The 22,698-nt window shown below is 65.5% G+C and carries 22 protein-coding genes; 9 read left to right on the forward strand and 13 right to left on the reverse strand.

Translation table 11 applies throughout. The annotated features are described in order from the left end of the window. Window positions 1-23 precede the first annotated feature (23 nt). Window positions 24-533 (forward strand): hypothetical protein, encoded by a 510-nt coding sequence (locus HL666_RS09895; RefSeq protein ID WP_172181187.1) that lies wholly within the window; start codon window positions 24-26, stop codon window positions 531-533. A gap of 167 nt (window positions 534-700) precedes the next feature. On the opposite strand, the gene HL666_RS09900 is transcribed toward HL666_RS09895, so the two are convergent. Beyond that, window positions 701-862, reverse strand: a complete 162-nt coding sequence (locus HL666_RS09900; RefSeq protein WP_172132229.1) for a hypothetical protein — start codon at window positions 860-862, stop codon at window positions 701-703. A 391-nt stretch (window positions 863-1,253) separates the two neighbouring features. On the opposite strand from HL666_RS09900, the gene HL666_RS09905 reads away from it, so the two are divergent. After that, entirely contained in the window at window positions 1,254-1,478 is a 225-nt protein-coding gene (locus HL666_RS09905) for a hypothetical protein (protein ID WP_172181189.1), read from the forward strand. Between the two features lie 451 nt (window positions 1,479-1,929). Here HL666_RS09905 and HL666_RS34140 read toward each other — a convergent pair whose 3' ends face one another. Next, entirely contained in the window at window positions 1,930-2,199 is a 270-nt protein-coding gene (locus HL666_RS34140; protein ID WP_246739288.1) for a hypothetical protein, read from the reverse strand. A gap of 610 nt (window positions 2,200-2,809) precedes the next feature. Here HL666_RS34140 and HL666_RS09915 point away from each other — a divergent pair. Further along, window positions 2,810-3,709, forward strand: a complete 900-nt coding sequence (locus HL666_RS09915; protein WP_172181193.1) for an NAD-dependent epimerase/dehydratase family protein — start codon at window positions 2,810-2,812, stop codon at window positions 3,707-3,709. 153 nt (window positions 3,710-3,862) lie between these two features. On the opposite strand, the gene HL666_RS09920 is transcribed toward HL666_RS09915, so the two are convergent. The 6 genes from HL666_RS09920 to HL666_RS09945 form a co-directional block, all read right to left on the reverse strand. Next, window positions 3,863-4,642, reverse strand: coding sequence for an ABC transporter permease (locus HL666_RS09920; RefSeq protein ID WP_172181195.1), 780 nt, complete (start codon window positions 4,640-4,642; stop codon window positions 3,863-3,865). After that, entirely contained in the window at window positions 4,639-5,748 is a 1,110-nt protein-coding gene (locus HL666_RS09925) for an ABC transporter permease (RefSeq protein WP_172181748.1), read from the reverse strand. Before HL666_RS09925 ends, HL666_RS09920 begins: the two co-directional genes overlap by 4 nt. A gap of 35 nt (window positions 5,749-5,783) precedes the next feature. Beyond that, complete coding sequence (locus tag HL666_RS09930; protein WP_172181197.1) at window positions 5,784-6,878, reverse strand: ABC transporter ATP-binding protein; 1,095 nt, start codon at window positions 6,876-6,878, stop codon at window positions 5,784-5,786. A gap of 93 nt (window positions 6,879-6,971) precedes the next feature. Then, window positions 6,972-7,973 (reverse strand): ABC transporter substrate-binding protein, encoded by a 1,002-nt coding sequence (locus tag HL666_RS09935; protein ID WP_172132394.1) that lies wholly within the window; start codon window positions 7,971-7,973, stop codon window positions 6,972-6,974. Between the two features lie 352 nt (window positions 7,974-8,325). Further along, entirely contained in the window at window positions 8,326-8,556 is a 231-nt protein-coding gene (locus tag HL666_RS09940; RefSeq protein WP_172113245.1) for a helix-turn-helix domain-containing protein, read from the reverse strand. Window positions 8,557-8,566: 10 nt separating this feature from the next. Beyond that, window positions 8,567-9,268 (reverse strand): DUF2975 domain-containing protein, encoded by a 702-nt coding sequence (locus tag HL666_RS09945; protein WP_246741510.1) that lies wholly within the window; start codon window positions 9,266-9,268, stop codon window positions 8,567-8,569. On the opposite strand from HL666_RS09945, the gene HL666_RS09950 reads away from it, so the two are divergent. Next, complete coding sequence (locus HL666_RS09950) at window positions 9,267-9,647, forward strand: chlorophyllide reductase (RefSeq protein WP_172181201.1); 381 nt, start codon at window positions 9,267-9,269, stop codon at window positions 9,645-9,647. The two genes, HL666_RS09945 and HL666_RS09950, sit on opposite strands and share 2 nt — an antisense overlap. 60 nt (window positions 9,648-9,707) lie before the next feature. Here the strand turns inward: HL666_RS09950 and HL666_RS09955 are convergent, their stop codons facing one another. The 3 genes from HL666_RS09955 to HL666_RS09965 form a co-directional block, all read right to left on the reverse strand. Beyond that, window positions 9,708-9,929, reverse strand: a complete 222-nt coding sequence (locus HL666_RS09955) for a hypothetical protein (RefSeq protein ID WP_172113248.1) — start codon at window positions 9,927-9,929, stop codon at window positions 9,708-9,710. A gap of 252 nt (window positions 9,930-10,181) precedes the next feature. Then, entirely contained in the window at window positions 10,182-13,364 is a 3,183-nt protein-coding gene (locus tag HL666_RS09960; RefSeq protein WP_172181203.1) for an efflux RND transporter permease subunit, read from the reverse strand. A 268-nt stretch (window positions 13,365-13,632) separates the two neighbouring features. Beyond that, window positions 13,633-14,865 carry an efflux RND transporter periplasmic adaptor subunit gene (locus HL666_RS09965; RefSeq protein WP_172181205.1) on the reverse strand — a complete coding sequence of 411 codons (1,233 nt, stop codon included), beginning with the start codon at window positions 14,863-14,865 and terminating at the stop codon, window positions 13,633-13,635. Between the two features lie 191 nt (window positions 14,866-15,056). On the opposite strand from HL666_RS09965, the gene HL666_RS09970 reads away from it, so the two are divergent. The 4 genes from HL666_RS09970 to HL666_RS09985 all read left to right on the forward strand — a co-directional run bounded on the left by HL666_RS09970 (window position 15,057) and on the right by HL666_RS09985 (window position 18,116). Then, window positions 15,057-15,659 (forward strand): TetR/AcrR family transcriptional regulator, encoded by a 603-nt coding sequence (locus tag HL666_RS09970; protein ID WP_172113251.1) that lies wholly within the window; start codon window positions 15,057-15,059, stop codon window positions 15,657-15,659. A 99-nt stretch (window positions 15,660-15,758) separates the two neighbouring features. Further along, complete coding sequence (locus HL666_RS09975; RefSeq protein WP_210261842.1) at window positions 15,759-16,046, forward strand: type II toxin-antitoxin system Phd/YefM family antitoxin; 288 nt, start codon at window positions 15,759-15,761, stop codon at window positions 16,044-16,046. A gap of 8 nt (window positions 16,047-16,054) precedes the next feature. Beyond that, on the forward strand, window positions 16,055-16,525 hold the full coding sequence (locus HL666_RS09980) for a hypothetical protein (protein WP_172113253.1): 471 nt from the start codon (window positions 16,055-16,057) through the stop codon (window positions 16,523-16,525). A gap of 115 nt (window positions 16,526-16,640) precedes the next feature. After that, complete coding sequence (locus HL666_RS09985) at window positions 16,641-18,116, forward strand: M81 family metallopeptidase (protein WP_172113254.1); 1,476 nt, start codon at window positions 16,641-16,643, stop codon at window positions 18,114-18,116. A gap of 210 nt (window positions 18,117-18,326) precedes the next feature. Here HL666_RS09985 and HL666_RS09990 read toward each other — a convergent pair whose 3' ends face one another. Both HL666_RS09990 and HL666_RS09995 read right to left on the reverse strand, forming a co-directional pair. Then, complete coding sequence (locus HL666_RS09990) at window positions 18,327-19,964, reverse strand: MFS transporter (protein WP_172181207.1); 1,638 nt, start codon at window positions 19,962-19,964, stop codon at window positions 18,327-18,329. Beyond that, on the reverse strand, window positions 19,951-21,084 hold the full coding sequence (locus HL666_RS09995; protein ID WP_172113256.1) for an HlyD family secretion protein: 1,134 nt from the start codon (window positions 21,082-21,084) through the stop codon (window positions 19,951-19,953). Before HL666_RS09995 ends, HL666_RS09990 begins: the two co-directional genes overlap by 14 nt. Before the next feature lie 594 nt (window positions 21,085-21,678). Between HL666_RS09995 and galE the strand changes: the two genes are divergently transcribed. Next, window positions 21,679-22,674, forward strand: a complete 996-nt coding sequence (gene galE / locus HL666_RS10000; protein ID WP_172181209.1) for a UDP-glucose 4-epimerase GalE — start codon at window positions 21,679-21,681, stop codon at window positions 22,672-22,674. The last annotated feature ends 24 nt before the right edge of the window (window positions 22,675-22,698 follow it).

The following is a 22,698-nucleotide window of genomic DNA, read 5'->3' on the forward strand; positions in this document are numbered from 1 at the left end:
CAAAGCAGTGACATCATCCCGCGATGATCAAGACTTCGCTTGCTGATCCGCGGACATGGGTGATCTGCTGGCTTTTCTGCTGCGCTGCTTACACCGGCGCAGGTGCCGGCATCATTCCCTGTCCGCCAAGTGCCATGCAGGCCATCATCTTCGAACATGTCCCGTCCGATATCGACGCCCCGGTTGCCATCGAAGCGACAATCGACGATCAGGCGCAAGCGAGCGATGCCAGCGGTCGTCCGATCGTCGTTCTGAATGCGCGGATCGAGCGGGTGATCAAGGGATCACTAGATGCCGAGACCCTGAAGATCCTTGTCTACCCCGGCGCGTGCACCCTCACCGGCGTCGGTCGAGGGATCATCATCGGAAAGCTCCGAGACGATCCTCTCCGCGGGCTGATGCTGGAAGCGATGCGGACAAACATACGGGACTGGTCGAAGGAGTTTTCGCAGAAGCAGATGAAGCTGCTGCAGAGCGCGGTCTGCAGAACAAATGAGTCGGGGGGCCGAGAGTGCCGCTTGGTCGGCCCCTGAGGTAATCGCCGTGGCGGCGAGACGATTTCGTCATAGGGTCTTGGCCAAGGCAAAACTTGGTTCTTGCCTCACCAAGAATGGAGGACACGTTGCATGCGATCCTCGGTTGTTGCGTTGGCCGCGCTGCTTGCCTTCATTCCGCCGCAGGCTCGCCGGACGTCGCCCGGTCAGAGCAAGCCGGGACTGAGATCAAGCCCGTAGGTCAGTGTCAGCGCCGCCACCAGCAAGACTGCGGCAGCGGCCAGCAAGACCTGTTTGAGCAGCGCGTCTGAAATGCCGGTCGATGAATCGGAAAAGGCGTTGGAAATAGCTCTGGCCAGAGTTGTCATTTGCGATCTTGATCTCGCCCAATATGGATAAAGTCGCGCGAGCAAGCCCGAAGGTTCATCGCCGCAGGGGCGCCGTTGGGCGCATGAGTCCGCACGAGCTCGGGGGCGTCCGCCTGCTGCCCTATTCGCGAACAGCAACCGCCATGGTCATACTGCTCGTTGGGGTTGACCTGAATCAATGCCCTACGGACGCAATTCCAATCTGCTTTGCGACCGTCTCTCGAGCTGACACGAAGGCCAGCCGCCTAGGGCGCGTTCGAGACCGAAGCGGCTCTGTGTCTGCTCGGATGTTCTCGCGGACGGATGGGCAAACGCGCGGGCGAAGACCGCTATCGTTGGAAGAAGCGTCGTGTCGGCAACGGCAGTGCCGGCGAACAGCGAGGAGGGTGAAATGAAGGCATTGGGATCGATCGTCGCGGGATTGCTGGCCCTCATGCCGGCCGTCTCGATCGTGCCCGCCGAGGCCGCCAACGGATGCATGGAGATATGCAAAGCCGAGAACAGGCGGGATGTGCAAATGTGCAACTACCCAAGGAAAGAGATCGAAGAGCTGACGCGGTGCTTGGCCACGGCGCGCTCGAATTTCGATGCATGCAAGCAGGCGTGTGGGAAGTAGCGATCGAGGGGAACTCACGGCGATCATAGGTCGATGTCTTCGGTGTCGGAGTTGGTATCAAGGCCGCGTTCGTGTCAGGACGAAGTCCGCTATGGTCAGCCGATCACCCAAACGACTGCTTGATGGCAATTCGCGGCGCTCATGGCTTAGATGCTTCTGCCGCTCCCCTTTTATCTGACAGCGCCGATCGGGATTTCCGCCCTCGTCATGCCACGCCGTTGGAGATCTTGGCTGCGAGGCGGGCTCCTGCCTCGCACTGCGCCAATCTCCAGTTGAACGGAGCGGACAATCCCGGCCAGGACATCGGAGCGCCGGGCTTGCGAGGCCTACGACACCAATGATGTCTCCTGCTCCACGGCGGGCTGGCCGCGGGTGCAAAGAACGGCGGCCTGCGTCGAGCGCAGGCCGCCAAGACCTCACGTCGGATGAGGCTGAGGGACGAAGCCGCCGACTAATGAGCGCGCTTGGCTCGCTTCAACTCGGCGACCTGAAACTTGCCGCCGGCCAGCAGGCTGCTGCAATGCAGCCAGACCTTGTTGCGATCCCAGCCGAGGAAGGCCTTGGTGCCCGCGCAATCGGCGTAGTCCTTATATTTGAGCGTGTCGCTGCAGGCCGGATCGAAATGCGAGAATTCCTGGCCCGACAGGGCGCAGCCGACCCACGGCGCCTTCGCGGATTTGAAGCTCGTCTCGCAGCCGCCGTTGCAGCTGCTGCTCGTCATCTGAAGCTTGGCGAGCCTCTCCTCCACAGAGCCTGTCGGGGGGACGGACGTGATCGACGAAGCCGTCCGAGCGCTTGACGCGCGGCGAGAGCTCGGGGCGTCGGCGGTGGCCTTCGACCTCGGGAGCCTTGTCGCCTGCTTCGGTGCGTCGACCGTCACGCCCTGAAGCGTGGTGGCGGGGCCTGGTGTGATTTGCGATGCGGCAGGGCCGCATAGCAGGAGGGTTGCCAGCGCAGCGGCAGCCGAGGAGGCGACGACAGTCGACGACAATCTCATGACAATATCCCTTCAGGGACGGGCCTGCCGTCCCTATACATTGTGACCGCACCATAATACCTATCTCAGAATGGGAACTTTGGCTACGCTGGGCCGAAAAATTTTGCGAACGAGACTCATCAGCAAGTCACGCAGACGCGGGTAGGACAACACAGGAAGCGGGGAATGTAGAGACGGCTGGCAACGTGCATCCGTGGGCGTGAGCACGACGAACGTACGATCGCGCCCGAGGTGGATCCGCGGAGCGTCATTGCCGGAGAGTTCCTATGGAGCGGACGTTGCAGAAGCTGGTAGAAGCGCTGAACGATACAGAACAGCAGGGATGAGGAAACACATGACAGCCAAGCGCGTGGTGTTCACCGGGGGAACGGGCAAGGCCGGAAGGCATGCCCTGCCGCATCTGCAGAGCAAGGGCTACGAGCTCCTCAATGTCGACCTCGAGCCGTTCGATCATCCCGGCATCAATACGCTGATCGCCGATCTTGCCGACAGCGGCCAGGCCTTCAATGCGCTGACCACGCATTTCGGCCGCGGCGGCTTTGCGGCCGGCCGGCCCGCACAGGCGCCGGATGCGGTGGTGCATTTCGCCGCGATCCCGCGGGTGCTGATCGAGCCCGACAACGAGACTTTTCGCGTCAACACGATCAGCACCTACAACGTCATCGAGGCCGCGGCCAAGCTCGGCGTGCGCAAGATCATCATTGCCTCCAGCGAGACCACCTATGGCGTGTGCTTCGCGGAGGGCGACAAGGACTTCAAGAGCTTTCCGCTCGAGGAGGATTACGACACCGACCCGATGGACTCCTACGGGCTTTCGAAGGTCGTCAACGAGAAGACGGCTCGCGCGTTTGCGATGCGCTACGGCATCGACATCTACTGCTTGCGCATCGGCAATGTCATCGAGCCGCATGAATATGACATGTTCCCGCGCTTCCTCGCCGACCCGCCGTCGCGCAAGCGCAATGCGTGGTCGTACATCGATGCCCGCGACCTCGGCGAGATCGTGCATCTGGCGATCCAGAAGGACGGGCTCGGCTTCCAGGTGTTCAACGCGGTGAACGACACGGTCACGGCCAACATGCCGACGCGCGAACTGCTGCGGCGCTATTGCCCGAATGTCCCCGTAACGCGCGAGCTCGGCGAACGCGAGGCGCCGCTGTCCAACCGCAAGGCGCGCGAGGTGCTCGGGTTCAAGGAGGAGCACGACTGGCGGAAATACGTGAAGGCGGGGTAGGGCACTCAATCGCGAGATATGCTCGACTCTCTCCACAACGTCATGGCCGGGCTTGTCCCGGCCATCCACATCGGGCCTCGCGGAAGGACGTGGATGCCCGGGACAAGCCCGGGCATGACGAGTAACCCAATTGCCTTACGTGCACGCCGCGCGTCACGCCATCCGCCGCCGGATCGCCAGCATCGCGAGCGACAGCACGATCGTGCCGACGATGAACACCGCGGCGGCCGAGACGATCGCCGGGCTGATGTTCTCGCGGATGGTGGCGAACATCTGTCGCGCCAGCGTGCGCTGGTTGGGGCCGGCGACGAACAGGGTCAGCACGACCTCGTCGAGCGAGGTGGCGAAGGCGAACAGCGCGCCGGAGATGATTCCCGGTAGGGCAATGGGAAGCGTTACCGAGAACAGCACCGTCGGCGGCGCGGCGCCGAGGCTGGCGGCGGCCTGCTCCAGCCTGACATCGACGCCCTGCAAAGCCGAGGAGACGTTGACCAGCACGAACGGCACGGCCACGACGGTGTGGGCGATGATGACGCCGAGATAGGTGTTGGTGAGGCCGTAGCGCGCGAACATCAGCTGCATGCCGACGCCGAGCACCACCGCCGGCACGACCATCGGCAGCAGGAACACCGTTCGCAATGTCGAGACCAGCAGCGACGCGCGCTTGCCGCGCAGGCCGAGTGCGGCGAGCGTGCCGAGCAGGGTGGCGAGCACCGTGGTGCCGGAGCCGATCAGCAGGCTGTTCACGATCGACAGCCGCCAGGACTCGGCGGTGACGAGCTCCTTGAACCAGCGCGTCGAATAGCCTGATATGGGATAGTTGAGGAAGACGCTGTCGGTCAGCGACAGCGGCAGCACGGCGACCAGCGGCCCGAGCAGGAAGATCACCACGAACGACGCGAATATGAGCTTGATGATCGGCAACGGCCTCATGCGCGCTGCTCCTCGACCGTCAGCCGCATGTAGACGGCGTAGAGCAGGATGGTCATTGCCAGCAGCACCAGACCGAGCGCGCCGGCCATGCCCCAGTTCGCGGCGCCGGTGGCGTAATAGGCGATCACCGACGAGATCATCTGGTCGTTGGCGCCGCCGATCAGCGCGGGGGTGATGTAGTAGCCGAGCGCGGCCATGAACACGAGCAGGGCGCCGGAGACGACGCCGCGCATCGAAAGCGGCAGCAGCACATGAAGGAAGGCGCGCAGCGGATGCGCGCCGAGCGAAGCCGCCGCCGGCATCAAATTGCGTGGGATCGCGATCAGCACGCTGAAGATCGGCAGCACCATGAACGGCAGCAGCACATGCGTCATCGCGATGACCACGCCCAGCCGGTTGAACATCAGCGGGATCGGGCCGGACGTCAGGCCGAGGCCCTTCAAGGTCGCGTTGATCAGGCCGTTATCCTGCAGCACGACATACCAGGCGGCGGTGCGCACCAGGAGCGAGGTCCATAGCGGCAGCAGCACGGCGCCGAGAAGGACCTGGCGGCGCCAGCCTTCGACCGAGGCCGCCACCATCGCATAGGGCAGGCCGATCAGGATGCAGGCGAACGTCACCAGCGCTGACGTCACGAAGGTCCGGATCATGATCAGTCGGTTGGCCGAGGCGCCCTCGGGCATTGCAGTGATACTGCCGGCAGCATCGCGCTCGAGATCGATGGCGGCGAGCAGGTTCTTGTCGGTCCAGGGCGAGGCGACGGCCTCGGCGATGGTCACCCACCAGGACGTCTCGCTCCAGCGCGCGTCGATGCTTGCGAGATCCGTTGCACTGCTGCCGTCGAGCGCGCGCCGGGTCTTGCCGAGCAGGCTGCGGAAGCCGGATTGCGCGCTGTTGAGGCGGCGGACGAGGTCGCCGAACTGCTCGTCATTCTTCAGCGCGCGGATATCGTCGGCAAAGGCCGTCTGAGCGGATGACGGCGGCGTGTCCGTGCGATTCCAGCCGGACAATGCGCGTGCCGTGCGCGGCAACGCCTCGGTCGCAACGGGATCCGACACCGCCGACTTCATCATCGTCACCAGCGGCACGACGAAGAACGACAGCATGAACGCCAGCAGCGGCGCCAGCAGCAGGGCCGCCTTCAGGCGGTGGCTGAGGTCTGGTCGCATGATCCCACCACCCAGACATCCGAGGCAGCAAAAGACAACGCGACCTCGCGACCGACCTCCGCCGCCTCGCTGGTGCGGTCCCCCTTGATGATCAGCCGCTGCTCGCCGACCGAAGCCACGAGCCGCATGTGATCGCCGAAATAGACGGCGTCGAGGATGCGCGCGGTCAGGCGGTTCGCCGTCGCGGCGGCGTGATCGTTGATCCGGATCGCTTCCGGGCGGATCGAAACCCGCACCTTGCCGCCGTCGATGCCGGCAGCGCCGGCATGCGCCGACAGCGTGAGCCCGCCGTCCGTCGTCAGCCGGACCGTTTCGCCGGCCTGCTCCTCCACCTTGCACGACAGCAGATTGGTCTCGCCGATGAACTCGGCGACGAACGGCGTGCGCGGCAGTTCGTAGATCTCGCGCGGCGTGCCGATCTGCTCGATCCTGCCGTGGTTGAACACGGCGATGCGGTCGGACATCGTCAGCGCCTCGTCCTGGTCGTGGGTGACGAACACGATGGTCAGGCCGAGCCGGCGGTGCAGGTCGCGAATGTCGAGCTGCATCTGCTCGCGCAGCTTCTTGTCGAGTGCGCCGAGCGGCTCGTCCATGAGCACGACCTGCGGCTCGAACACCAGCGCCCGCGCCAGCGCGACGCGCTGCTGCTGGCCGCCGGAGAGCTGCGCCGGCTTGCGCTCGGCCATGGCGGAGAGCTTGACCATGTCGAGCACGCGGGCCACGCGCGTGGCGATCTCGGCCTTCGGCGTGTTGCGCATCTTCAAGGGAAAGGCGATGTTGTCGCGCACGCTCATATGCGGAAACAGCGCGTAGTTCTGGAACACCACGCCCATGTTGCGCTTGTGAGGCGGCAGGCCGTCGACCCTGACGCCGCCGACCTCGATCGAACCGCTCGTCGCCTGCTCGAAGCCGGCGAGCATCATCAGCAGCGTGGTCTTGCCGGAGCCGGAGGGGCCGAGCAGGGCGATGAACTCGCCTCTGGTGATGTCGAGATCGAGATGGTCGACGACGGTCAGCGGGCCGAAGCGCTTGACCACCTGCCGGAACGAAATGAAGGGGCTGTCCATGAACGCTGGCTTTCGGCGCCGATCACGCCGTTACGCTTGCACGTGAGGTGGACGCACGATGCGAAGATCGTGCGTCCGAGGTATTCGGCGGAGTTAGCGCGCCAGCCAGGCGTTGAAGCGCTTCGACAGCTCTTCCGAATTGTCGGTCCAGAAGCCGACGTCGAGCGCGATCGCCTGCTTCAGATTGTCCGGCGTGGTCGGCAGCTCCGCGGCGTACTTCTCCGGCACCAGCTTGGCGGCGGCGATGTTCGGCAGGCCGTAGGCGATGTATTCCGGCAGCTTGGCCTGGTTCTCCGCCTGGCTCGCGAACGCGATGAAGTTCATCGCGGCGTCCTTGTTCGGCGAGCCCTTCAGCACCACCCAGCTGTCGACGGCATAGATGCTGCCCGGGAAGACGAAGCCGAAATGCTTGCCCTCGGTGCGATTGATCGCGGTGATGCGGCCGTTATAGACCGAGGTCATCGCGACCTGACCCGATGACAGCAGTTGCAGCGGCTGCGCGCCGGCCTCCCACCAGACGATGTCGGCTTTGAGCGCATCGAGCTTCTTGAAGGCGCGCTCGACGCCCTCCTTGGTCTTCAGCACCTTGTAGACGTCGGCCGTCGGTACGCCATCGGCCATCAGCGCGAATTCGAGCGTGTACTTGGCGCCCTTGCGCAGGCCGCGCTTGCCCGGAAACTTCTTGGTGTCCCAGAAATCCGCCCAGGTCTTCGGCCCGTCCTTGATCTTGTCGCCGTCGAACGCCATGCCGGTGGACCAGACGATGGCGCCGACGCCGCAATCGCTGACGCCGGCCGGGATGAAGCCGTCCTTGCCGCCGAGTTTGCTCCAGTCGATCTTCTCATAGATGCCGTCGCTGCAGCCGAGCTCGAGCTCTTCGGCCTCGACCTGCACCGCATCCCAGTTCGGCACGCCCGCCTTCACCTTGGCCTGCAGCACGCCATAGCCGCCGTCCCAGCTCTCGTCCAGCACGGTGGCGCCGAGCTTGGCGGCGAACGGCTGGAAGTAGATCTTGCGCTGCGCATCCTGATAGTTGCCGCCCCACGACACCACGGTGAGATCGCGCGCCTGCGCCGAGGCGATCACGCCGAGCATCGCGGCTGCGGCCACCAGCGCCGTCTTCGACACGGTTGCGGCTGCGCCTCTGGCCGTCCGATCCGTCGTGTTCGACACAGTTGCCGTCGTGGAGGTGGTCCGCAGACAAAACATGCTCGATAATCCCAGGCGCTTGAAAGGTTCAAAAAAGCTATCGGCTGGACCAAGCCGTGGCAAGCGCGAGTTTTGATCGTCACATGATGCTATTTTGGCGTTCATGCACTGCATCAGCGGCGTTGCGGCGACGCGCGGGCGCGCCAGCCTCTCGTGGCAGGCCGCCGCGCGGCGGCCCGTCCGCTTCGCGCGAGTGCGGGTCCGGCCGTCGTGATCAGCAGCTATCGCGGTTGTGGTGTCACCCGATGTCCGTCTCGGCCGACGGCGCCTCCTCATATCTCAAGAGGTCTCCGGGTTGGCAGCCCAGAAACCGGCAGATCCGCTCGAGGGTCTCGAAGCGCACACCCTTCACCTTGCCTTGTTTGAGAAGGGAGAGGTTGGCCTCCGTGATCCCGACATATTCGGCGAGGTCTTTGGACTTCACATTGCGCTCGGCGAGCATCACGCCCAACCGCACTCGGATCGGCATGTCCTGTCCTTCAGACGAACTGTTTGTTTTCGTCGGCGATCTCCAGCGCCTCCGTCATCACCCAGGCGATGACTGCGACCGTCCCTGCGAAAATCAGAGCGATCAGCGTATCCGATCCCATGCTCAACGCGAGAGTCTTCGAACCGGTCGGCTGTGGCAGGCTCAGGACGACGGACAGCGCTGCGCCGGCCAGCGGTTTCAACAGCGCGGATGCCGCGACGGCGGTCGCAAACGCCTTGAGCTGTTGGATCGAGTCCCGCGAGAAGATGCGGCCGGCGGCGAAGGCGTTGAAGCAGCGACGTCCGCTCAGCAGGCCCCAGATCAGCGTTCCCAGCGGGACCATGGCGATTCCGAACGCGAAGGCCCGTGTCGACAAGCTGATCTCGGTCGCGGGCGCATTCGGAATTCCGGCGTGGCTGAACAGCGTCGGCGTGGGCGTCAAGGCCCAGTAGAGCACCATTGCCGTGGCGAGCAGCCCGGAGGTGACGAGACAGCCCGCCGCCATCAGCTGGCTGAGCCGGCGAATACGATGGCTGCGCCTGTGGCGCGCGGCCGTTGTGCCGAAAGTCTCTGCTGAATGGGTCATGGTCGAAGGTCCCCCTGTTGTTGACGGTCTCTCGACGATCCATCGACAGCTTGGTCCAAGAATTATCGTTTGACAATAATTTATTTTCGATCGACAGATGGGCCGTTCACTCAGGAGCCAACTCATGTCTCGTTTTCTGGCCAAACTGGCCATAGCGTTCGTCGCCGTCGCGTCTGCTGTTGTGACGATGTCCCCATCCAGCGCAGCGCCATCCACCTCTCGCGGCCTGATATCGGTGGCCCAGGTGGTTCAGATGCTGGAGAAGGCGCCGACCGACCCGACGGCCCAGCAGGTCCTCACCGCCTACCTTGCCGGCGTCGGCGAAGCCGCCGGCGCAGTCGCCAGCATGGGGCGCGCGACCTGCCGGACGTCGTTGAACTTGAGTGCCGCGCAGGCCGGTCAGGCGCTCAATTCCGCTGCCGCAGGGAAGGACGCGGCGGAGACGCCGGCGACGCCCTTGATCGTCAGGGACATGCTCGATCGCGCCGGATGCAAGCGCCCCTGAGCCGTCCCGGCGTAGCGGCCATCACGGCCGGCCATTGATGCGCGGCGGCGCGGCACGCGACTACAGGCCGGTGCCGCAGCCATCGCGCTCCGGGCAGATCTGCGTCAATGCCGGATCGCGCGCTGCCGAATTGTCGACGACCAGGCCGACCGCGGGGCGTGAGCTGGCAGCGGCGCTGCCCGGGCCGGACAAACGGCGAAAACCACGATGCGCGCCGATCCGCTGAAAACCTTCGGCCGTCTTCATCAGCCGGGCTGCGACCAGGTGATTCAAAAAATCCATGTTGCAACTCCTTGTCGTCAAATGACCCGGCGGCCTGGTGCGGGACAGGCCGCCGGGTCGCGCAACGTGCTGGAGTTGGCGTCCTCCATCGCGCTGCGCTGGTCTGTGATCCGGTTCACAGTTTTGCAGAATTGATCGTGCACCGGATCATCTGGGGAGCCGTGATGAGGACGCCGACTGTCACTTGCCTCTACGTGAGAAGAGACGATTGCGTTTCGCGGCGGACGACATCACGCCTGTTCACATAGGCGTTTACTCCGCGGGTTGGGCCGCCACGGTGCCGTGGCCGCCATGCTGGACGAGCGGCCTCATTCCTGTCAGCGTCCGCAGCAGCACGTAGAACACGGGCGTCAGGAACAGGCCGAACACGGTGACGCCGATCATGCCGGAGAACACCGCGACCCCCATCGCGCGCCGCATCTCCGAGCCGGCGCCGGTCGACAGCACCAGCGGCAGCACGCCCATGATAAACGCCATCGACGTCATCAGGATCGGCCGCAACCTGAGCCGGCTGGCCTCGATCGCGGCGCGCAGCGGCGTGCGGCCGGCGAATTCGAGCTCGCGCGCGAATTCGACGATCAGGATCGCGTTCTTGGCGGAGAGGCCGACGAGCACGATCAGGCCGATCTGGGTGAAGATGTTGTTGTCGCCCTTCGAGACGTAGACGCCGGCCATCGCCGCGAGCAGCGCCATCGGCACGATCATCAGGATCGCCAGTGGCAGAGTCAGGCTCTCATAGAGCGCGGCCAGCACCAGGAAGACCAGCAGGATCGCGAGCGGAAACACCCACAGTCCGGAGTTGCCGGCGATGAACTCCTGATAGGTCAGGTCGGTCCATTCGAAGGCAAATCCAGGAGGCAGCACCTCGGCCGCGATCTTCTCGGCCGCCGCCTGCGCCTGCCCCGACGAGAAGCCCGGCGCCGCCGCCGCGTTGATGTCCGACGACAGGAAGCCGTTGTAGCGGATCGCGCGCTCAGGCCCGGCGCTCTGCCGGACGTTGAGCAGCGCCGACAGCGGCACCATCTCGCCCGAAGCCGAACGGACCTTGAGCTGGCGGATGTCGTCGGCGCGGGCGCGGAACGGCGCGTCGGCCTGCACGCGCACCGAATAGGTGCGGCCGAACTTGTTGAAGTCGTTCACGTAGTACGAGCCGAGGTAGATCTGCAGCGTGTTGAACACCTCCGTGACGGGGACGCCGAGCTGCAGCGCCTTGGTGCGGTCGATGTCGGCGAACAATTGCGGCACGTTGACCTGGAAGCTCGAAAACGCGCCGGCGATCTCGGGCGACTTCTGCAAGGCGCCCATGAAGGCGGTGGTGACGTCGTTCAAGGCCTCGTAGCCGCGGCCGGCGCGGTCCTCGATCTGCAGCTTGAAGCCGCCGATCGTGCCCAAGCCGTTGACCGGCGGCGGCGGGAACATCGCGATGAAGGCGTCCTGGATGCCTGCGTATTTCTTGTTGAGCTCGAGAGCGATCGCGCCGCCCGACAGCGACGGATCCTTGCGCTCGTCGAACGGCTTCAGCCCGGAGAACACGATGCCGGCGTTGGAGGAGTTGGTGAAGCCGGAGATCGACAGGCCGGGAAAGGCGATCGAGCTCTCGACACCGGGCTGCGTCAGCGCGATGTCGCTCATCTTGCGGATCACCTCCTCGGAGCGATCGAGCGTGGCGCCGTCGGGCAGGCGGGCGAAGCCGACAAGATACTGCTTGTCCTGGCCCGGCACGAAGCCGCCCGGCACCTGCTTGAACAGGAAGGCGGTGGCGCCGATCAGCAGCACATACAGGATCATGACGGCGGCCTTGCCGCCGATCACGCGGGAGACGCTGCCGCTGTAATTGTCGGAGGCGCGGACGAAGGCGCGGTTGAAGCCGCGGAAGAACCAGCCGAGCGACTTGTCGAGGACGCGGGTCAGACGGTCCTTCGGGTCGTGATGGCCCTTGAGCAGCAGTGCCGACAGCGCCGGCGACAGGGTCAGCGAGTTGACGGCCGAGATCACCGTGGAGATCGCGATCGTCAGCGCGAACTGCTTGTAGAACTGACCCGTGAGGCCGGAGATGAAGGCCAGCGGCACGAACACGGCGACCAGCACCAGCGCGATCGCGATGATCGGGCCGGACACCTCGCGCATCGCCTGATAGGTGGCGTCGCGCGGCGACAGCCCCGATTCGATGTTGCGCTCGACATTCTCGACCACGACGATGGCGTCGTCGACGACGATGCCGATCGCGAGCACCAGGCCGAACAGGCTGAGCGCGTTGATCGAGAAGCCGAACAGATGCATCACCGCGAAGGTGCCGACGATCGACACGGGCACCGCCAGCAGCGGGATGATCGAGGCGCGCCAGGTCTGCAGGAACAGGATGACGACGATCACGACCAGCACGATCGCCTCGAACAGCGTGTGCACGACCGCCTCGATCGAGGAGCGCACGAACTGGGTCGGGTCATAGACGATGTGATACTCGACGCCTTCGGGCATCGTCTTCTTGATCTCGGCCATGGTGGCGCGGACGTTGTCGGAGATCTGCAGCGCGTTGGAGCCGGGCGCCTGGAAGATCGGGATCGCCACCGCCTGCTTGTTGTCGAGCAGCGAGCGCAGGCCGTATTCGGACGCGCCGAGCTCGATCCGCGCGACGTCGCGCAGCCGCGTGACCTCGCCATGGGCGCCCGTCTTGACCACGATGTCGGCGAACTGGTCCTCGTTGGAGAGGCGGCCCTCGGCATTGACCGAGAGCTGCAGGTCGAGGCCCTTGACGTTCGGCGATGCGCCGACCACGCCCGCCGCGGCCTCGACGTTCTGCGCCTGGATCGCCTTGACGATGTCGGAGGCCGAGAGGCCGTGCTCGGCGGCCTTCTGCGGATCGACCCACACCCGCATCGAATAGTCGCCGGCGCCGAACAGCTGCACGTCGCCGACGCCGTCGATGCGCGCCAGCCGGTCCTTGACGTTGAGCACCGCGTAGTTGCGCAAATAGGTCGTGTCGTAGCGGCCGTTCGGCGAGTTCAAATGAACGACCATGGTGAGGTCGGGCGAGCTCTTCTTGGTGATGACACCGAGCTGGCGCACGACAGCCGGCAGCCGCGGCTCGGCCTGCTGGACGCGATTCTGCACCAGCTGCGTCGCCTTGTCCGGATCGGTCCCGAGCTTGAAGGTGACGGTGAGCGTCATCGCGCCGTCGGTGGTCGCCTGGCTGCTCATATAGAGCATGTTCTCGACGCCGTTGATCTGCTCCTCGATCGGCGTCGCCACCGTCTCGGCGATCACCTTCGGATTGGCGCCGGGATAGGTGGCGCGCACCACCACGGAGGGCGGCACGACGTCGGGATATTCCGAGATCGGCATGGAGAACAGGGCGATGAGGCCGCCGAGGAAAATGAGCGTCGACAGCACGCCTGCGAAGATCGGCCGGTCGATGAAGAATTTGGAGAGGTTCATGGGAGGTCCCGCATCGAACTAATAGATTTGCGCATTGAGCTGGATCGCGTTTAGGGACGCGGTAGCAGCCGCGGCGGCGGTGCACCCTCTCCCCTTGTGGGAGAGGGTGGCATGATCGAGCGAAGCTCGATCATGCCGGGTGAGGGGTCTGTTTCCGCGGAGGCAGACCCCTCACCCGGCGTCCATTTCGCTGCGCTCATGGCCGCCACCCTCTCCCACAAGGGGAGAGGGTGCACCGAACCCTGGGCTGCGGCTTCGCTGACCATGACTAGCGCTGCGCCAGCTGTTTCGCGTCAGCCCGATCCCGCGCGCCCATCGCCGCGACCTGCGTCTTCAGCAGTGCGCCCGGTCGCACGCGCTGCAGGCCGTTGACGACGACGCGCTCGCCGGGCTTCAGCCCCTCCGAGATGATCCGCAAGCCCTCGACACTTCCGCCGAGCGTCACCGGGCGGTAGACCGCGCGCTCGTCGTCGCCGACGACCATCACGAACTTCTTGTCCTGGTCGGTGCCGATGGCGCGTTCGTCGAGCAGCACGAGGGATTGCTGTTGCGGCTGGCCCATGCGGACGCGGGCGAACTGGCCGGGGATCAGCTTTCCGTCCTCGTTCTTGAACACGGCGCGGACGCGGATCGTCCCGCTCTGGCCCTGCACCTGGTTGTCGATCAGCTGGATATGGCCGGACGCGGTGGCGCCACCCGAGGTCGTCATCTCCACGGGGATGCGGTCGAGATTGCCGCGCTTGCCGGAGGCGTCGGCCAAGACGGCGAGCGCGCGCAGCACGACGTCCTCGGTGGCGTCGAAGCTCGCATAGATCGGATTGACGGAGACGAGATTGGTCAGCACCGGCGAGGCCGAGCCGGCCGCGACGAGGTTGCCGACGGTGACCTCGATGCGGCCGACGCGGCCGTCGACCGGCGCGCGCACCTGCGTGTAGTCGAGATTGAGCTTGGCCGCCTGGAGTGCGGCTTCCGCCGCCTTGACGTTGGCGATCGCCTCGCGATTGCCGTTGTCGCGCTGGTCGAAGTCGCGCTTGGTGACGATCGAGCTGCCGACCAGCTGCGCGCCGCGCTCGAGTTCATTGGCCGCGAAGGACGCGCGGGCGCGGGCGGCTTCGAGCTGCGCCTGGGCGCGGTCGACCTCGGCGGCGTAGGGCGCGGGATCGATCTTGAACAGCACGTCGCCGGCCTTCACCAGGGAGCCCTCGGTGAAATTGGTGGCGAGAATGGCGCCGGCGACGCGCGGCCGAACCTCGACCCGCTCGACCGCTTCGAGCCGGCCGGAGAACTCGTCCCACAGGCTCGCCTTGCGCGGCTCGATGACGGAGACCGTCACGGGGACGGCCTGCTCCGGCGCGGCGGCGTGGGCGGCCTGCGGCACGGGGTTGAAATGGAAGTAACGGGTGCCGGCATAGGAGCCGGCGGCAATCACCACGCCGACGACGGCAACGGTGCTCAGCCACCGCTTCAGGCGGCCGGGGGAACTTGGTTCGGGCGAAGGCATTGTCGCGCTCCAAATTTGTAGTGCTCGCTACAAATGTGGCGCTGGCAACTCGTTCGCAAGAGACTTATGTAACGGATGCTACGAAAATCCTAGACGGAACTTTGGCGGCTGCGGCAGATCAAAGAAATGGCTAGGAATCGCAAATAGATAAAAAACAGTCGGGGCGGAGACGAAAACAGGAGTTTTGCACGATGGGCGTCGGACGGCCCCGCAATTTCGATCGCGACACCGCGCTGGATCAGGCGATGGAGGTGTTCTGGCGCCACGGCTATGAGGGCGCGACCATCGCCCAGCTCACCGACGCCATGGGCATCAATCCGCCGAGCCTCTATGCCGCGTTCGGCAGCAAGGAGGCCCTGCTCAAGGCTGCGCTCGACCGCTACACCCTGCGCGGCGAGGCCTGGATGGCGGAGGTGCTGAGTGCTCCGACCGCGCGCGAGGTCACGTCGCGCATGCTGATGGGCGTCGCCGAGAAGCAGACCGACCCGTCCAATCCGCCCGGATGCCTTTTGGTGCAAGGCGGTCTCGCCTGCGGCTCCGGCTCGGCCAACGTGCCGTTCGAACTGGCCGCGCGCCGCGCCAAAACCGAGGAGCAGCTCCGGCATCGCTTCGAGCGCGCGAAGGAGGAGGGCGATCTCGCTGACAGCGCCGACCCTGCCGCGCTCGCGCGCTACGTCTCCGCCGTGATCACCGGCATGAGCGTGATGGCGTCCTCCGGCGCCGATCGCGAGGCGCTGACGCAGGTCGCGGTGGTCGCGATCAAGGCGATCGAGGATCAGTCCGTGCGAAGCTGATTGGCCATGGAAGCATGGTGCGGTCGCCGATTGCTCGAGGCACGTTGAAACAAGGCCGGCGGACGCATAATGTCATGGCGGTTCGTGCGGGAGGTCCCAGTGGGTAAATCGGTCGCCGCCTCAGACGTTCAAAAGGACTTCGGCCTTTGGCACGATCAGGCCCTCAAGGAGCCCGTGCAGATCACGCAGTCGGGGCGTGAGACGATTTATCTCGTGTCTGCGGAGACCTTTCATCAGCTCTGGGCTTCCTACAGACGAGCCGGATCGACCCTCGAGCTTTCCGAGGCCGATTTGGCGATGATGGACAACGCCGAGGTCCCTTCGGAGCACGATTATGACTACGAGGACGATCCGAGCCCTGAGACGAATCCCGGCATCCAGCGCTGAGTTGCGCGGTGTTCATTCCTGACGAACCACAGGTCGGAATGGTCCTGTGCTATTCATTTCTCTGGAAACATGAACAAGAGCGCGGGGAGACATCAGGACGGAAGGACAGGCCGTCGCTGGTTGTCCTCATCAAGACTGGCATTGGCCCAGGGCGGTTGGTCTATGTTGTACCGATCACGCACACTGCGCCGTCCATGAGCGATGTTTCCAAACTTGGCATTCCCTTGACGATCAAGCAGCGGCTTGGCCTTGACGATGATCGGTCGTGGGTAGACGTCAGCGAGTACAACGCGTTCGTTTGGCCGGGGCCTGATCTGAGACCTGTCCGCGGACCGGCAGGACAGCGAGGCCCGTCCGAACAGACCTGCCTATATGGCTACGTGCCGGGCAAATACCTCGCGAAGATCAGAGAGGCTTTGAATCTTTACCGCCTCTCGCAAAAACCCAACGTGACGTTGAGATCGTTTCAGCCTGCTTGAGCCTATGCGCTGAGCGACGGGGCGCCCTGCCGCCGCGCGGTCTTGTGCTCGCGGATGCGATGCGGTCCCCTGCAGCTGCCTCATCGTCATCGCGCCAACCAAGAGCTTCTGCTTCATGCGTGTCTTCTCCGCCGCCCTCGCTACCGAGACCAACACCTTTGCGCCGATGCCGACGGGGCTCGCGACCTTTCACGAGCGCGCCTACTTTCCGGCAGGGCAGCATCCGGACAAGATGCAGATGCATGGCGGGCCGCTCTGGGCGGCGCGGCAGGTCGGTCCGTCCAAGGGGTGGACGCTGATCGAAGGCTTGGTTGCCGCAGCGGTGCCGAACGGGCTCGTCACGCGCGCGGCGTTCGAGACCTTGCGCGACCAGATCCTCGCCGATCTCAAGGCCGCGCTGCCGATCGACATGGCGCTGATCGGGCTGCACGGCGCGATGATCGCCGACGGCTATGATGATTGCGAGGGCGAGCTGCTGTCGCGGATACGCGAGATCGTCGGCCCCGACGTGGTGATCGGCGCAACGCTCGATCCGCATGTCCACATGAGCGAGCTGATGGTGGACAGCGCCGATCTGCTGATCTGCTGGAAGGAATATCCGCACACGGACATCCTCGAGCGCGCTCAGGATCTGGTGAAGCATTGCACCGAGCTGGCCGAGAAGCGGCTGAAGCTGCGCAAGGCGCTGGTCGATACCGACATGATCGTGACCTTGCACACGACGCGTGAGCCGGTGCGCAGCTTCGTCGACCGCATCACCGCGATGGAAGGCAAGGATGGCATCGTCTCGGCCTCGATCGTGCACGGCTTCGGCTGGGGCGATACGCCTGCGATGGGCACCAAGGTGCTGGTCTATAGCGACGCCGCCGCCGATCCGGAGGGCACGAAAGCGCAAGGTCTGGCGCGGCAACTCGCGGATGAGCTGATCGGCATGCGCGAGGCCGTCACCGAGCGCATGCCCGGCGTCGATGCCGCGCTCGATCAGGCGCTGGCGAAGGACGGCACCATCGTGCTCGGCGATGCCAGCGACAATCCCGGCGGCGGCGCGCCCGGCGATTCCACCTTCATCCTGCGCCGCGTGCTCGACCGGAAGATCGCGAACGTCTGCCTCGGCCCGATGTGGGACCCGATCGCGGTGCGCATCGCGTTCGATGCCGGCGTCGGCGCCAAGCTGCCGCTGCGCATCGGCGGCAAGATCGGCCCGCTGTCGGGCGATCCGGTCGATGCGATCTGGGAGATCAAGGCGCTGAAGGAGAACATGGTGATGACGGGGCTGGCCGGCACGCCGGCCAAGCTCGGCGATTGCGCGCTGATCGCGTGCAATGGCGTCGAGGTCGTGATCACGACGTTCCGCTGTCAGGCGTTCGGGAAAGACTTCTTCACCCAGCTCGGTTGCGATCCGGCGGCGCGCAAGCTCGTCATCGTGAAATCGGCCCAGCATTTCCGCGCATCGTTCGCACCGATTGCGGCCGACATCATCATGGTCGATGCGCCCGGTGTGGTCGCGCGCGATGTGACGACATTGCCGTACAGGAAGATCAAGCGTCCGAAGTGGCCGCTCGACGAGCTGCCGCAACCATCGCGCGCATGATGTGCCAGAATGCGACGCTGTCAGCGCTGCTGTTAACGATCGGAACGCGGCTGGAACGAACCGCGTCCGAATCAGCCGCGACTCACGGTTTGAAATCTGTTCACGGCTAGATGTCGTAGTGACCTGAGGCGACACGCAACATGCAGCGCGGGCTTTCGCAGCGTGCGGCTCGTCGTTCGTCAGAACGTTAAGAGCAAAGGCGCGGCAGGCTCACGTCGCCGTTGATCCGAACCGCCGCATCCGCGCGGCTCTCACACCGAGCGGCGTCGGCGAGAACGGTCCCGGCGGCGCGCGCGTGATCAAGGCGACCAGCAGCAGCGCCGCGATCGCCAGCCAGAAGCACAGCCAGAACGCATCGAGATAAGCGAGCACGTTCGCCTCGCGCTGCACCTGTACGGCGAGCGTGCCGACCGCGCGGGCCTTGGCCTGTGCGCCGCCGTGGGCCGCGAAATAGCCGGTGAGCCGCTGCAGCGCGCGGGCGACATCGACATCGCCGCTCTGGATGTTGAGGCCGAGATAGGCCGAATGTACCTGCTCGCGCACGCGCAGCCACGTCCCCATCAGCGCGACGCCGATCTCGGCGCCGCCGAGCCGCATGATCTGGATGTAGGCCGCGAACGACGTCGCGCGCGCCGGATCGGAATTCGACAGCGCCATGATGATGATCGGCAGCAGGGTCAGCGCCTGGCCGATCGACTGCAGCACGACGATGCCGATGAAGTCCTCGCGCGCCCAGGCATGGGTGAGCTGGGTACCCCACAGATTGGCTGCCGCGAACGCGCTGAACCCGAGCACGACGACGAGGCGCGCATCGACATGGCGCAGCATCCAGATCGACAGCGGCACCAGCACGATCAGCGGCAACGCACCGTAGATCAACAGCAGCGAGCCGCTCTGCTCGGGGCGAAGCTGCGTGATGGTGGCGAGGAAATTCGGCACCAGCGACGCGTTTGACAGGCTGGTCAGGGTGTACAGCAGGATCACCGCCAGCGAGAGCCCGATATTGCGCGAGAACAGCACGTTGAAATGCGCCCAGGGCTGCGGGCTGAGGGCCTCGTTGACGAGGAAGAGAACGAACAGCACGGCGCCGCCGGCCAGCAGCGCCACCACCGTGCCGGATTGCAGCCAGTCGAGCCGGTTGCCCTGGTCGAGCCCGGCATAGATCATCGACACGGCGCTGCCGAGCAGCAGCATGCCGCCCCAATCGGCATTCTCGAGCAGCGTGCGATTGACCGGCTCGGCGGGCGTGCCGAGATAGACCATCAGCGCCATCAGCGGCGCCAGTACGACGCCCTGCCAGTACAGCCACTGCCAGCCGAGATGCTCGACATAGAAGCCGACCAGCGAGGTCGAGGTATCCAGCGCGAAGCCGACGCGGATCGCATAGATCGAGATCGCCGGCAGCCACCAGCGGATCGGCAGGTTGCGGAAGACGATCATCAAGGTCGCCGGCACGAAGGTGCCGAGCAGCACGCCGTGGATGATCGCGAGCGTGATCAGGGTCGGATAGTCGCGCACGAAGGGAATGATCAGCGACACCACGGCATAGATCAGGCTGGGAATGCCGAGCACGCGGCGCAGGCCGAACACGGTCGCGAGCCACGCCACCGCCGGCGCGATCAGGATCTGCGAGCCGATCGCCGCCGTCGACAGCCAGGCGCCCTCGTCGAAGCCGAGCGAGAACGCGCCGCGCAGATCGGGCAGGCCGACCGAGGTCAGCCGGCTGTCGAAGTTGGCGAGAAATGAGCCGAGCAGCACGGCCCCGACCGCGAACAGCGGGTGTGCGGCCTGGCCGCCGCGCGACAGCGGTCCGCGATCACTCTCGCTTGCCGGCTCACTTGGCGCCATCGGCCGCGCCTGCGGTGCGGATATGGGTCACGACCGACATGCCCGGCAGCAGCCGTGCCAGCAGGGGCTGGTTGCCGTCGAGCGCGATGCGCACCGGAATGCGCTGCACGACCTTGGTGAAATTGCCGGTGGCGTTGTCGGGCGGCAGCAGCGCGAATTGCGAGCCGGAAGCCGGCGCGATCCGCTCGACCCGGCCGTGCAGCTTCTCGCCCGGGAACGAATCGACGGTGACGTCGACCGGCTGGCCCGGCGCGACATGCGTGAGCTGCGTCTCCTTGTAGTTGGCGATGACGAAGACCTGCGGCAGCGGCACCACGGCGATCAGGCTGCTGCCGATATTGACGTAGTCGCCGTTCTGGACCTGGCGCTGTCCGACGACGCCGTCGAACGGCGCGGTGATCCTGGTGTAGCCGAGCTTGAGCCGCGCCGCCGCCAGCGCGGCCTTTGCGCCGGCCAGATCTGCGCCGCGCTGCTTCTTGGTGCCGGTGAGCACCTCGAGCTGATGACGCTGCGCGGCGATCACCGCGCGGCTCGCGCGCACGTCCGCTTGTGCCTTGGCATAGGCGGCCGTCGCCTGCTCCAGCCGCTGCTTGGTCCCTGCCTCGCTCTGCGACAGCGATTGCTGGCGCTCCTCCTCCTGGCGGGCCAGCACCTCGGCGGCGCCGGCCGAAACCTGCTGCGCTTCGGCCTGGGCGATGGTCGCATATTGCAGCTCGACCTGGTTGCTGAGATTGTCGAGCGCCGCCTGCGCCGCCTCGACATTGGCTTCGGCCTGCGAGACCTGCGCCTGATAGTCCGCCGGATCGATCTGGATCAGGAGGTCACCGGCCTTGACCTGCTGGAAATCGCTGACCGCAACCTTCGTCACCTCGCCAGCGACACGGCTGGAGAGCTGGGTCAGGTCGGCGCGGACATAGGCGTCGTTGGTCGTCTGGGTCGTGGCATTGCCGGTCCACGCCGTCCAGCGGCTGGTCGCGAGCGCCACGAAGGCAAGCGCGACGATCACGGCGAGCAGCGGAATGGCGAGACGCGCCCACAGGCCGGGTGCTGCGCCGGGCGAGGGGGGCGGCGTCGATGACGCGCGCGGAGCGGTATCGACGTTGCTCGATGTTTCGCTCAAGACACCGCCTCCTGCATCGTCAGACACTGATCACGCCGGACGACTTGTACCGCATTCCGTGCCACGCGGCACCCGTACTCAGGGTTGGGAGGCATGCGCGCGAGGTCCGCCGACATCCGAGTCGCCGAATGGAACTTGCACGCTCGGCCGGCCGCCGTGACGGCTCCGCTTCAGACGAGGTTCGTACTTGGAGTTGCTGGCTTAGACCGGCTCAGCAACCGGCGCGGGCGCGATGTCCCGGAATGCGACGCTGCTGCGCGTGGCCGTTAACGTTCGGAACGCGGCTGGAACGAACCGCGTCCGAATCAGCCGCGACTCACGGTACGGGACTTGTTCACGGCTAGATGTCGCCGCTGCGGCTGCAATGCCGACAACATCCAGCATCGGCCTCTCATCGTCAGCGACGCATGGGGACCGCGGACGTTAATCGTTCGCCGCGCGCGGTGGTCGGGATGAGCGGCATTGCCGAGATGGAGCTTCGCAGCTGGCGCCTCAGCACCTGCATTTGCCTCCGCTGCAACCCCGACCTATGCTGCTGCACGTTCTGCGTTCGGGCTTCACCACTTCATCTCCGGGACGAAGGCGTCGCGACGCATGGGAACGAGGGGCGCGATCCTGATCGCCGGCGGCGCCGGCTATATCGGCGCTCACTGCTGCAGGGCGGTCGCCGACAACGGCTTCACGCCGGTCTGCTATGACGACCTGTCGACCGGCCATCGCAGCTTCGTGCAATGGGGGCCGCTGGTGGTAGACGACATCGCCGACAGCCGCGCCGTTGCGGAGACCATCCGGCGCTACGACGTCCAGGCAGTCATGCTCTTCGCGGCATCGAGCGCCATCGGCGAATCCGTCGTCGATCCGCAGAGATATTATCGCAACAACGTCGCCGGCGCCTTGGGCCTGCTGGAGGGCATGCGCGAGGCCGGCTGCCGGCGGCTGGTGTTCTCCTCGACGGGCGCGGTGTATGGCGAGGCCGGACCGGATCCGATTCCCGAAAGCGCGGCCGGCCGGGCCGTCAATCCCTATGGCCGCTCCAAATACATGATCGAGCAGATCCTGGCCGACTATCACGCGGCCTACGGGCTGTCGGCGATGGCACTGCGCTATTTCAACGCCTGCGGCGCCGACGCAGCGGGACGGATCGGCGAGCTGCGCGATCCCGAGACGCATCTCATTCCGCGCGCGCTGATGGCGATCCTCGGCCATGTCGGGGATTTTGCAATCTTCGGCACGGATTACGACACGCCCGACGGCACCGCGGTGCGCGACTACATCCATGTCGACGACCTTGCCGCCGCTCACATTGCCGCGCTGGAGCGGTTGCTGGCGGGGGATCCCGGCGGGACCTACAATCTCGGCACCGGCCGCGGCCATTCGGTGCGTGAGGTGGTCGATGCGATCCGTGAAGAAACCGGCGAGCACGTGCCGCTGGTGGTGCGCGAACGCCGCGCCGGCGATCCGCCGATCCTGGTTGCCGATTGCCGTCGCGCCGCGCAGCAGCTCGGCTTCATGCCGAAGCGCTCCGATCTCGGCACCATCATCCGCTCGGCCTGGGCGTGGCACCAGAGGGCGCATCCGCGCCGCGCGTGAGGCGCTGCGGTCAGGAGAGGTCCT

Origin of the sequence: Bradyrhizobium aeschynomenes, assembly GCF_013178945.1 — a bacterium.
Lineage (GTDB): Bacteria > Pseudomonadota > Alphaproteobacteria > Rhizobiales > Xanthobacteraceae > Bradyrhizobium > Bradyrhizobium aeschynomenes.

What these genes read in the sequence shown, in the direction of transcription:
- HL666_RS09895 (WP_172181187.1), top strand. Translation starts at nt 24, where the DNA reads ATGATCAAGACTTCGCTTGCTGATCCGCGGACATGGGTGATCTGCTGG.
- HL666_RS09900 (WP_172132229.1), bottom strand. Translation starts at nt 862, where the DNA reads ATGACAACTCTGGCCAGAGCTATTTCCAACGCCTTTTCCGATTCATCG.
- HL666_RS09905 (WP_172181189.1), top strand. Translation starts at nt 1,254, where the DNA reads ATGAAGGCATTGGGATCGATCGTCGCGGGATTGCTGGCCCTCATGCCG.
- HL666_RS34140 (WP_246739288.1), bottom strand. Translation starts at nt 2,199, where the DNA reads ATGACGAGCAGCAGCTGCAACGGCGGCTGCGAGACGAGCTTCAAATCC.
- HL666_RS09915 (WP_172181193.1), top strand. Translation starts at nt 2,810, where the DNA reads ATGACAGCCAAGCGCGTGGTGTTCACCGGGGGAACGGGCAAGGCCGGA.
- HL666_RS09920 (WP_172181195.1), bottom strand. Translation starts at nt 4,642, where the DNA reads ATGAGGCCGTTGCCGATCATCAAGCTCATATTCGCGTCGTTCGTGGTG.
- HL666_RS09925 (WP_172181748.1), bottom strand. Translation starts at nt 5,748, where the DNA reads ATGCTGTCGTTCTTCGTCGTGCCGCTGGTGACGATGATGAAGTCGGCG.
- HL666_RS09930 (WP_172181197.1), bottom strand. Translation starts at nt 6,878, where the DNA reads ATGGACAGCCCCTTCATTTCGTTCCGGCAGGTGGTCAAGCGCTTCGGC.
- HL666_RS09935 (WP_172132394.1), bottom strand. Translation starts at nt 7,973, where the DNA reads ATGCTCGGCGTGATCGCCTCGGCGCAGGCGCGCGATCTCACCGTGGTG.
- HL666_RS09940 (WP_172113245.1), bottom strand. Translation starts at nt 8,556, where the DNA reads ATGCCGATCCGAGTGCGGTTGGGCGTGATGCTCGCCGAGCGCAATGTG.
- HL666_RS09950 (WP_172181201.1), top strand. Translation starts at nt 9,267, where the DNA reads ATGTCTCGTTTTCTGGCCAAACTGGCCATAGCGTTCGTCGCCGTCGCG.
- HL666_RS09945 (WP_246741510.1), bottom strand. Translation starts at nt 9,268, where the DNA reads ATGAGTTGGCTCCTGAGTGAACGGCCCATCTGTCGATCGAAAATAAAT.
- HL666_RS09955 (WP_172113248.1), bottom strand. Translation starts at nt 9,929, where the DNA reads ATGGATTTTTTGAATCACCTGGTCGCAGCCCGGCTGATGAAGACGGCC.
- HL666_RS09960 (WP_172181203.1), bottom strand. Translation starts at nt 13,364, where the DNA reads ATGAACCTCTCCAAATTCTTCATCGACCGGCCGATCTTCGCAGGCGTG.
- HL666_RS09965 (WP_172181205.1), bottom strand. Translation starts at nt 14,865, where the DNA reads ATGCCTTCGCCCGAACCAAGTTCCCCCGGCCGCCTGAAGCGGTGGCTG.
- HL666_RS09970 (WP_172113251.1), top strand. Translation starts at nt 15,057, where the DNA reads ATGGGCGTCGGACGGCCCCGCAATTTCGATCGCGACACCGCGCTGGAT.
- HL666_RS09985 (WP_172113254.1), top strand. Translation starts at nt 16,641, where the DNA reads ATGCGTGTCTTCTCCGCCGCCCTCGCTACCGAGACCAACACCTTTGCG.
- HL666_RS09990 (WP_172181207.1), bottom strand. Translation starts at nt 19,964, where the DNA reads ATGGCGCCAAGTGAGCCGGCAAGCGAGAGTGATCGCGGACCGCTGTCG.
- galE (WP_172181209.1), top strand. Translation starts at nt 21,679, where the DNA reads ATGGGAACGAGGGGCGCGATCCTGATCGCCGGCGGCGCCGGCTATATC.